Origin of the sequence: Acinetobacter sp. YH16051, assembly GCF_013417135.1 — a bacterium.
GTDB classification, from domain to species: domain Bacteria; phylum Pseudomonadota; class Gammaproteobacteria; order Pseudomonadales; family Moraxellaceae; genus Acinetobacter; species Acinetobacter towneri.
The window spans coordinates 264,853-274,690 of record NZ_VPEN01000003.1 but is presented as its reverse complement, the minus strand read 5'-3'; the positions used below and the strand labels follow the sequence as shown (position 1 = coordinate 274,690).

8 protein-coding genes are annotated in these 9,838 nt (G+C 44.0%); 5 read left to right on the top strand and 3 right to left on the bottom strand.

Annotated elements, in window-relative coordinates; genetic code table 11:
- The 3 genes from FTV41_RS04735 to FTV41_RS04725 all read right to left on the bottom strand — a co-directional run.
- A partial coding sequence (locus tag FTV41_RS04735) for a radical SAM protein (RefSeq protein ID WP_179996199.1) occupies positions 1-496 on the bottom strand: 496 nt, incomplete at its 3' end.
- A 191-nt stretch (positions 497-687) separates the two neighbouring features.
- A complete protein-coding gene (locus tag FTV41_RS04730) occupies positions 688-2,376 on the bottom strand; it encodes an AMP-binding protein (protein ID WP_178865544.1) in 1,689 nt (562 codons plus the stop codon).
- Between the two features lie 83 nt (positions 2,377-2,459).
- Complete coding sequence (locus FTV41_RS04725; RefSeq protein WP_004971526.1) at positions 2,460-3,086, bottom strand: TetR/AcrR family transcriptional regulator; 627 nt, start codon at positions 3,084-3,086, stop codon at positions 2,460-2,462.
- Between the two features lie 148 nt (positions 3,087-3,234).
- On the opposite strand from FTV41_RS04725, the gene FTV41_RS04720 reads away from it, so the two are divergent.
- Genes FTV41_RS04720 through FTV41_RS04700 form a run of 5 tightly spaced genes read left to right on the top strand, consistent with a single transcriptional unit; the run spans position 3,235 to position 9,760 of the window.
- A complete protein-coding gene (locus FTV41_RS04720; RefSeq protein WP_004971528.1) occupies positions 3,235-4,407 on the top strand; it encodes an isovaleryl-CoA dehydrogenase in 1,173 nt (390 codons plus the stop codon).
- Between the two features lie 33 nt (positions 4,408-4,440).
- Positions 4,441-6,042, top strand: coding sequence for a carboxyl transferase domain-containing protein (locus tag FTV41_RS04715; protein WP_131261348.1), 1,602 nt, complete (start codon positions 4,441-4,443; stop codon positions 6,040-6,042).
- Positions 6,043-6,053: 11 nt separating this feature from the next.
- A complete protein-coding gene (locus tag FTV41_RS04710) occupies positions 6,054-6,851 on the top strand; it encodes an enoyl-CoA hydratase/isomerase family protein (protein WP_179996198.1) in 798 nt (265 codons plus the stop codon).
- A gap of 15 nt (positions 6,852-6,866) precedes the next feature.
- Positions 6,867-8,861, top strand: a complete 1,995-nt coding sequence (locus FTV41_RS04705; RefSeq protein ID WP_131261350.1) for an acetyl/propionyl/methylcrotonyl-CoA carboxylase subunit alpha — start codon at positions 6,867-6,869, stop codon at positions 8,859-8,861.
- On the top strand, positions 8,858-9,760 hold the full coding sequence (locus FTV41_RS04700) for a hydroxymethylglutaryl-CoA lyase (protein ID WP_096901054.1): 903 nt from the start codon (positions 8,858-8,860) through the stop codon (positions 9,758-9,760). The genes FTV41_RS04705 and FTV41_RS04700 overlap by 4 nt, the downstream gene beginning before the upstream one ends.
- Positions 9,761-9,838 lie beyond the last annotated feature (78 nt).

Sequence of the window (9,838 nt, the reverse complement as noted above, 5' to 3'; positions counted from 1 at the left end):
TAATCACATTAGGATAATACTCACGCGATGTGTCTAGGTTATGGTTGTAATAATCTAAGCCTGCATCTTTTAAGCGTTCTGCCTGCGATTGGTTTAACATCCCTAAAGTCATGCAAGTTTCTAAGCCCAGAGCTTTGACTTCACGCACCATTTCCAGAACATAGGGCATATCGCGTTCATGCGGATTACGCCAAGCAGCGCCCATACAAAAACGTGAAGAGCCTGAGGCTAATGCTTCTTTGGCTTCCTGAATGACTTTATCAACTGCAATACGTTTTTCAGCTTCAAGCTGTGAATCATAATGCGCAGATTGCGAGCAATATTTACAGTCTTCAGGGCATTTGCCTGTTTTAATAGACAATAAGGTACTGACTTGTACGGTATTGGCAGCAAAATGTTGGCGATGCACACGCTGTGCTTCAAAGACTAAATCCAGAAAAGGTTGTTCATATAACTGCTGAATTTCTTCTCGAGTCCAATCATTGCGTACGGTCATTATTTTCATCCTTGATTATCACGCATCATGCTTAAACTTGTGCCATCTTTTATTAAGCCGAGCATGCGATATATTTTTAGTGTGATTATTCCTGTATAGAGTATCCCTTTATCTCTGCGTGAGAAATAAAGGGTGTGTGCTGACAAAATTAAAAGGTCGATCTTGCAGCAGTAAATAGCTGAAATAATGTCTTAAGCAATTTCCTTTAAATTTAATTCTTCACGCATAAATTCACGTAATTTAAATTTCTGTGCCTTGCCTGAAGCGGTCATTGGAAATTCACTAAAGAAGCGCACATAACGTGGGACTTTATTGTGTGAAATGTGTTCTGCACAGTATTGGCGAATTGCCTCTTCGGTACATTCATGGTGTTCATGCAAAATAATACAGGCACATAGTTCTTCACCATAACGATGATCTGGCACGCCAATTACTTGCACATCGCAGACCGCATCGTGAGTATATAAGAAATCTTCAATTTCTTTCGGGAACAGGTTTTCACCGCCACGAATCACCACATCTTTAATGCGACCTTTGATTTTTACAAAGCCTTCATCATCCATTTCTGCAATGTCGCCTGTGTGCATCCAACGTGCAACATCAATGACTTCTTGGGTTTTGTCATGTTCATCCCAGTAACCCAGCATGACTGAATAACCACGCACACACAATTCTCCTAACTGTCCGCGCGGCACGACTTTGCCTTCTTCATCGACAATTTTTACTTCCAGATGTGGATGTACACGCCCCACCGTACTGACACGACGCTCCACAGAATCTTCAGTCGAACTTTGTGCGCTCACAGGTGCTGTTTCGGTCATGCCATAACAAATGGTGATTTGCGCCATGTGCATACGGTCGATGACGCGTTGCATAATTTCCTGCGGACACGGACTGCCTGCCATAATGCCTGTGCGCAAGCTAGATAAATTAAATTCATCAAACTGTTCATGCTCTAAAATGGCAATAAACATGGTCGGTACGCCGTAAGCAGCTGTACATTTTTCTTGCTGAATGGCTTTTAAGGTATCGAGCGGGTTAAACACTGCCGATGGATAGACCATGGTTGAACCATGTGTGATACAAGCTAAATTACCCATCACCATACCAAAGCAGTGAAACAGCGGCACGGAAATACAAACACGGTCTTGTGGACTTAAATGAATTGCTTCTCCTACAAAGTAACCATTATTTAAAATGTTGTTGTGGGTCAGCATAGTGCCTTTCGGATTGCCCGTCGTGCCTGAGGTAAATTGAATATTAATGGTTTCATCGAACTGCAACTCACTAGCAATGTGTTGCAGTTTTTTCAGCATGTGTGTGGTTGGAGCTGTCAATAAATCCTGAAAACGATGCATTCCTGTATGTGCTTGATCATCAATTTTAATCACATGCTTTAAATGCGGTAAACGCTTGGCGTTGAGGACTTTATTGTCTGCCTGACACAGCTCTGGGGCAATTTTCGTTAAGATGTCCTGATAGTTGGTACTTTTAAACTGCGATGCAATTACCAAACCTTTACAGGAAACTTTGTTGAGCACAAATTCCAGTTCATTGCTTTTATAGGCTGGGTTTAAATTCACCAAAATCACCCCTGCCTTAAAGGCTGCGAATTGAGTGATCGTCCATTCCACACAATTCGGAGACCAAATGGCAAGGCGGTCACCTTTTTTAAAACCGAGTTTTAACAAACTACAGGCAAAGGCATTGACCTGTTGCTGTAGTTGCTTATAGGTCAGACGCACATTTTGATGCACGCTTACCAAAGCATCCTGATCTGCATATTGCTGGCAAGCCTGATCAAACTTTTCACCAATGGTCATGCCTAACAAAGGCTGATTACTGGTGCCATAGGCATAACTTAACCGTACTTGTGTCATTGAATCGATCTCCTTGATTCTTTGTAATTCTGTTTTCCATTATGACGACGATCACTTTTTGCCTGTTTTGTGCGTTGTTTTTACTACCCTCCCTGCTGTTTTCGCACTGCATTTACACAAAAGTCGGCAATTTGTTTGACAAAGTAATCTTTATAATTTTGATCAAACATCACATTGCGAGACGGGTTTAAAGGTTCAATCACTACAAAGGTCATGGAGCCAACCACACCTAAAGCAGCAGTGTTCAAATCTTCAAAATCAAACTCACCATTGACTTTTCCTTCAGCCAAAATTTCCTTGATGCTCTGTTTGATCAGTTGTTTACTGCGAAAACGCTCATGTTCCATTTCTGGGTCTACAGGCTCGAACATTAACGAATACGCCAATTGAGGGCTGTTCATCGCACGCTTCACAAAAGTGGTGACAGATTTTTGCAATTTTTGTTTTGCACTTAAATCTGACTTCGCAATGTGGTCCAAAATTTCGACCTCACGACGAATCGCATCCGATAAAACTTCAATCAAAATCTGACTTTTATTTTCAAAGTAGCGATACACCAAACCTGTAGATACGCCTGCGCGTTCTGCAATGGCTTGGATAGACGCTTCTTTAAAGCCCCCATGAGCAATAAGTTCACGAGCAGAATCTAAAATCGCCATGCGATTTTGTTCCATACGTTCCTGCATCAATGATGATCTTTTATAACTCATATCTTATTCTCAACCAGATAAAATGAATTGTAAATCATTTTGTGAATTTTAGTTCACTTTTTTAAATTTTCGATGTATGTTAGAACCTAAGCACAACAACAATGCTTGTTTTAGGGACAACAAATATAACCACAGGATGGATGAACACATGATTTTACAAAGCTTAGACTTCGGCTTAGATGAAACCTTAATCGCCCTGCGCGATTCAATCGCTGCTTTTTGTGCAAAGGAAATTGCACCCATTGCTCAACAGGTTGATCGTGATAACGAATTCCCTGCCCAGCTTTGGAAAAAATTTGGCGATATGGGCTTACTTGGCTTAACCGTGAGTGAAGAATACGGCGGCACTAACTTAGGCTATTTAGCTCACATCATTGCCATGCAAGAAATTTCTCGTGCATCAGCATCCATTGGTTTGTCTTACGGTGCTCATTCTAACCTATGTGTGAACCAAATTAAGCGAAATGGGACAGAAGAACAGAAGCAACGCTATTTACCAAAACTGATTTCAGGCGATTACGTCGGCGCTTTGGCAATGTCTGAACCAAATGCAGGCTCAGACGTGGTTAGCATGAAACTGAAAGCTGAAGATAAAGGCGATCATTACTTGCTCAACGGCTCAAAAATGTGGATTACCAATGGCGGTGATGCCGATGTTTTGGTGGTGTATGCCAAAACTGACTTACAGGCAGGCGCCAAAGGTATGACTGCTTTCTTAATTGAAAAAACCATGTCAGGTTTTAGCCACGGCAGCCATTTAGACAAACTCGGGATGCGCGGCTCAAATACCTATCCATTGTTCTTTGACAATGTTGAAGTACCAAAAGAAAACGTCTTGGGCGGTGTGGGCAATGGTACAAAAGTACTAATGAGTGGACTGGACTATGAACGTGCAGTTTTAAGTGCAGGGCCGCTAGGCATTATGGATGCCTGCATGGATACCGTGATTCCTTATATTCATGAGCGTAAACAGTTTGGTCAGGCATTGGGTGAATTCCAGCTTATGCAAGGCAAAATTGCCGATATGTATTCGACTTGGTTGGCATGTAAAGCACTGGTCTATGCCGTTGGCGCAGAATGTGACAAAGCTGAACACAGCCGTAGTTTACGTAAAGATGCAGCCAGTGCCATTTTATACGCTGCCGAAAAAGCCACATGGATGGCAGGTGAAACCATTCAAACCTTGGGCGGTAATGGCTATATCAATGAGTTCTCTGCAGGACGTTTATGGCGTGATGCCAAACTCTATGAAATTGGTGCGGGTACTTCAGAAATTCGCCGTATGTTGATTGGCCGTGAATTGTTTAACGAAACTGCCTAAAAATAAATCACAAGAATAGACAAGGATGTTGGCATGAATCAATTACAGAGCAAAATTAATATTCGCAGCGACGAGTTTAAAAACAACCAAGCTGCGATGCAAAGCCTAGTCGATGACCTCAGAGAAAAAGTCCAAAAAATTGCTTTGGGTGGTGGCGAAACTGCACGCCAAAAACATTTAGACCGTGGCAAATTACTGCCACGTGAACGGATTGACCACCTGATCGATCCGGGTACTGCATTTATTGAAATTGGTCAGTTGGCCGCTTATCAGGTCTATCAGGATGATGTCCCTGCTGCGGGTGTAGTGGCGGGTGTCGGTCAAGTGAATGGCGTGACCTGCATGATCATTGCCAACGATGCCACAGTAAAAGGTGGAACGTACTATCCACTGACTGTGAAAAAGCATTTACGCGCACAGGAAATTGCCGAACAGAATCACCTGACTTGTATTTATTTGGTCGATTCTGGCGGTGCATATTTGCCGCTACAAGATGAAGTCTTTCCAGACCGTGATCATTTCGGACGCATTTTCTATAACCAAGCGCGTATGTCGAGCATGGGCATTGCCCAAATTGCCGTTGTGATGGGAAGTTGTACCGCAGGCGGTGCGTATGTCCCTGCCATGTCAGATGAAACCATCATTGTGCGTAATCAGGGGACAATTTTCTTGGGCGGCCCACCGCTGGTTAAAGCCGCAACAGGTGAAGTGGTTAGCAGCGAAGACTTGGGTGGTGGCGATGTACACACTCGCCTTTCAGGTGTAGCCGATCATTTGGCAGAAAATGATGAACATGCCTTGGCAATTGCCCGCAACATCGTTGCCAATTTAAATAAAAAGCCAAACCCGCAGCCTGAGCATATAGAAGCACCATTATTCGATGCCTCTGAACTGTATGGCATTGTTCCGACTGACGCGCGTAAACCGTTTGATGTACGTGAAGTGATTGCCCGTATTGTCGATGGTTCACGTTTTGATGAATTTAAAGCGCGCTTTGGCACCACATTAATTACAGGTTTTGCCAAACTATATGGTATGCCTGTCGGGATTATTGCCAACAACGGTATTTTATTTTCCGAGTCGGCACAAAAAGGCGCACACTTTATTGAACTATGCACCCAACGCAACATTCCCCTGTTATTTATTCAAAATATCACAGGCTTCATGGTTGGACGCCAATATGAAAATGAAGGCATTGCCAAAAATGGTGCCAAACTGGTGATGGCGGTTGCCACAGCCAATGTGCCTAAACTGACTTTGGTGATTGGCGGTTCTTTTGGTGCAGGTAACTACGGGATGTGTGGTCGTGCTTATTCACCACGTTTTATGTGGACATGGCCAAACTCACGTATTTCAGTGATGGGTGGCGAACAAGCATCGAGCGTATTGTCTACCTTAAAGCGTGATCAGATTGAAGCCAAAGGTGGTAGCTGGTCTGCAGAAGAAGAAGATCAGTTCAAACAGCCAATTCGTGAACAATACGAACGTCAGGGTCATCCATATTATGCGTCTGCACGCTTATGGGATGATGGTGTGATTGATCCAGCACAGTCGCGTGAAGTTTTGGCATTAAGTTTAGCCGCTGCCCTCAATGCACCCATCCAACCGACCAAATTTGGCGTGTTCCGCATGTAAGAGGTGACAAAATGGATTATCAGTTTTTACAGCTCGAACAGAACAACCAAGTGGCTACGGTTTGGATTAATCGTGCGGAATTGCATAACGCTTTCAATACAGAGGTAATTGAAGAATTACACGCCTGCTTTCAGGCACTGAATAGCCGTGATGATATTCGAGTGGTGATTTTGGCAGGACGCGGCAAAAGCTTTTCTGCAGGTGCAGATTTGAACTGGATGAAACAGGCAGGTCAAGCTTCTACAGCAGAAAATCAAGCCGATGCCCTAAAACTGGCAAAAATGCTGCAAAGTTTAGCGACGTTAAAACAACCGACTATTGCCCGTGTGCATGGTATTGCCTTTGGTGGTGGTATGGGTTTGGCAGCTGCCTGTGATATTTGCGTTGCCAGCACCGATGCCAAGTTTGCGACCTCTGAAGTACGTTTAGGTTTAGCACCATCTACCATTAGCCCTTACGTCATTCGTGCGATTGGCGCACGTCAGGCATCACGTTACTTTTTAACGGCAGAGCGTATTTCTGCAGAACAGGCACAGCAAATTGGTTTAGCGCATGAAGTCACTTCAGCCGAAGACTTAGACAGCAAAATTGATGAAATTGTGCAAGCCTTATTGCTTGGTGGCCCAGAAGCGCAACATGCTTCTAAACAACTGATTCAGATGGTTAATCATCAAGTTTTGACCGAAGATTTACTCCAAAAAACTGCACAGCATATTGCACATGTTCGCCAAGGAACTGAGGCGAAAAATGGCTTAAATGCTTTTTTAAATAAACAAAGCCCGGCTTGGATCAAGACCACGGCAGAATAAAAGAAGGATCGCACGATGTTTGAAAAGATTTTAATTGCCAACCGTGGTGAAATTGCCTGCCGTGTAATTCGTACCGCAAAAAAACTTGGGATTGCGACTGTCGCGGTGTATTCAGATGCCGATGCGCAATCACAACACGTTAAACTGGCAGACGAAGCCATTTATATTGGTGAATCGCCTGCGGCACAAAGTTATTTGCAAGTTGAACGTATTATTCAGGCAGCCAAAAGCACAGGTGCACAAGCGATTCACCCGGGTTATGGTTTCTTATCTGAAAATGACCAATTCGCACTTGCCTGTAAAGACAACAATATTGTTTTTATTGGCCCGCCAGTTGAAGCCATTTTGGCGATGGGTCTAAAAGCAACCTCTAAAGCCTTGATGGAAAAAGCAGGTGTGCCACTAACTCCGGGCTACCACGGCAGCAATCAAGATGCGGCATTTTTAAAGCAACAAGCCGACAGCATTGGTTATCCTGTGCTCATTAAAGCCAGTGCAGGCGGTGGCGGTAAAGGCATGCGTTTAGTAGAACGCAGTGAAGACTTTCTCAGCTCACTCGCTTCATGTAAAAGTGAAGCACGTTCTAGCTTTGGTAATGAAGATGTGCTGATTGAACGCTATGTGATTCAACCACGTCATATTGAAGTACAGGTTTTTGGCGATACTCACGGCAACTACGTGCATTTGTTTGAACGTGATTGCTCGGTACAACGTCGCCACCAAAAAGTGCTTGAAGAAGCACCTGCACCAAAAATGCCAGAAGATAAACTCGAAACTATGCGCCAAGCCGCAATTGATGCCGCACGTGCTGTAAATTACGTGGGCGCAGGTACGGTAGAGTTTATTGTCGAGCAAGACGGTACTGCTTATTTCATGGAAATGAATACCCGCTTGCAGGTCGAACACCCCGTCACAGAAATGATTACAGGGCAAGACTTGGTTGAGTGGCAATTGCGAGTTGCTTTTGGTGAGCCATTGCCAAAACAGCAACATGAATTGCAAATTCATGGTCATGCCCTTGAAGCGCGTGTGTATGCCGAAGAACCAGAAAAAGGCTTTATTCCTGCCATTGGTCAAATCAGCTATCTGCATTATCCAGAGCAAAATGATGCCGTACGTGTCGATAGCGGGATTGTCGAAGGTGATGAAATCAGCACCTACTACGACCCAATGATTGCCAAACTGATTGTTTGGGGTAAAAACCGTGAAGCAGCATTAACGCAAATGCACCATGCTTTAGGTCAGTTCCACGTCGATGGTTTAGGCAACAACATTGCATTCTTGGATCGTTTGGTGCTGTGTGATTCCTTTAAACATGCCAATTTGGATACAGGGCTTATTCAACGTGAGGAAGCATTTTTACTTAACGCAAAACCTGAAGTCGCTACAGAAACTGTCGTTGCAGCTGCGTTAATTGATGTACTTTCTCGTATTCAAAACAACAAAGCGGCAAACAACGCGGTTTGGCAAAAAGACCACTTCTGGCGCTTAAATCAGCAAAGCGCCCACATAGTGCAATTACAGTGCAATGACCAAACACTCAAAATCCAGTTAAAACCATGCACTTCTGGTTTTGAGGCTCACTACAATGGGCAAACGCTGAGCGTTCAAGGCGAGCTTTTGGATGCACATCGTCTACAGGTTTGTATCAATGGTCAGCAGCAAAAACTGGCATTTAACCAACATGCGCAAGGCATCACCCTGTTCCAAAACGGTCAGCGTCATGTGTTTAGCTATGTACAAGCAAACATTAACAGCGATGATCAACAAGACAATGCCAACAATCTGACTGCACCAATGCCGGGTGTAATCACCCAAGTTTTGGTGGCAGCCAATGCCCGTGTGAAAAAAGATGATGTACTGATGACACTGGAAGCCATGAAAATTGAATATTCAATTCGTGCGCCTTTCGATGGCATTGTGGCAAGTTCGTACTTTCAAGCGGGCGATCAGGTCAAAGCAGGCGATGAACTGGTTGAATTTGAAGCCTTGACGGAGGAAGTTGCATGACTGAATTTGTCAAAATTGTAGAGGTTGGCCCACGAGATGGTCTGCAAAATGAGAAAACGCCACTCACTTTGGCAGACCGTAAAAACCTGATTTTGGATTTAATGCAAACAGGTTTAAGCAGCATTGAGGTCGGTTCTTGCGTATCGGCCAAATGGGTACCGCAAATGGCAGACAGCGATGTGCTGTTTGCCAGCCTGCCACAAAACCCAAACATTCAATTCAGTTTACTGACCCCAAACTCAAAAGGTTTTGAGTCGGCTTTGGCGGTGGGTTGCAAAGAAGTTGCCGTGTTTACCGCCGCTTCTGAAAGCTTTACCCGAAAAAATATCAACTGTTCAATTGAAGAAAGTTTGGAAAAATTTAGCGATGTCATGCGTCAAGCCAAAGCGCACAACATTCGCGTGCGTGGTTATGTATCTTGTATGGTGGACTGTCCTTATGAAGGCGCAATTGACCCGAAACAAGTCGCAAAAGTCACACAGCAATTATTGGACATGGGCTGCTATGAAGTGTCTTTGGGTGAAACCATTGGTACAGCAACCCCTGACCGTGTGCAAAAAGTCTGGGATGCATGTTTGGCAGAGGTCGATGCCAAAGTTTTAGCAGGTCATTTTCACAATACTTACGGCATGGCGATTGCCAATATTTATCAATCGCTCTTACAAGGCATTCGTGTATTTGATTCATCCATTGCTGGTTTGGGTGGCTGTCCGTATGCCAAAGGTGCATCGGGCAATGTGTCTACCGAAGACTTGTACTATTTACTGTCCAAGATGGGTTTTGAAACAGGTGTGCGGTTAGAGCCGCTGATGCAAGCCAGTCGCAACATCAGCAATATCTTACAGCGTGATAATCCATCTCACTATGCCAATGCCTACTGGCAAAAGGTTTGTGCTTAAAACCCATTTCATCCTCAATAGCATTGGAACATAAGCAATAAGGATGGCAACAACACAACATGGCAAGTGAATGCCGTG

Excerpts from the sequence above, each read along its gene's own strand:
- FTV41_RS04730 (WP_178865544.1), bottom strand. The coding sequence starts at position 2,376 with ATGACACAAGTACGGTTAAGTTATGCCTATGGCACCAGTAATCAGCCT.
- FTV41_RS04725 (WP_004971526.1), bottom strand. The coding sequence starts at position 3,086 with ATGAGTTATAAAAGATCATCATTGATGCAGGAACGTATGGAACAAAAT.
- FTV41_RS04720 (WP_004971528.1), top strand. The coding sequence starts at position 3,235 with ATGATTTTACAAAGCTTAGACTTCGGCTTAGATGAAACCTTAATCGCC.
- FTV41_RS04715 (WP_131261348.1), top strand. The coding sequence starts at position 4,441 with ATGAATCAATTACAGAGCAAAATTAATATTCGCAGCGACGAGTTTAAA.
- FTV41_RS04710 (WP_179996198.1), top strand. The coding sequence starts at position 6,054 with ATGGATTATCAGTTTTTACAGCTCGAACAGAACAACCAAGTGGCTACG.
- FTV41_RS04705 (WP_131261350.1), top strand. The coding sequence starts at position 6,867 with ATGTTTGAAAAGATTTTAATTGCCAACCGTGGTGAAATTGCCTGCCGT.
- FTV41_RS04700 (WP_096901054.1), top strand. The coding sequence starts at position 8,858 with ATGACTGAATTTGTCAAAATTGTAGAGGTTGGCCCACGAGATGGTCTG.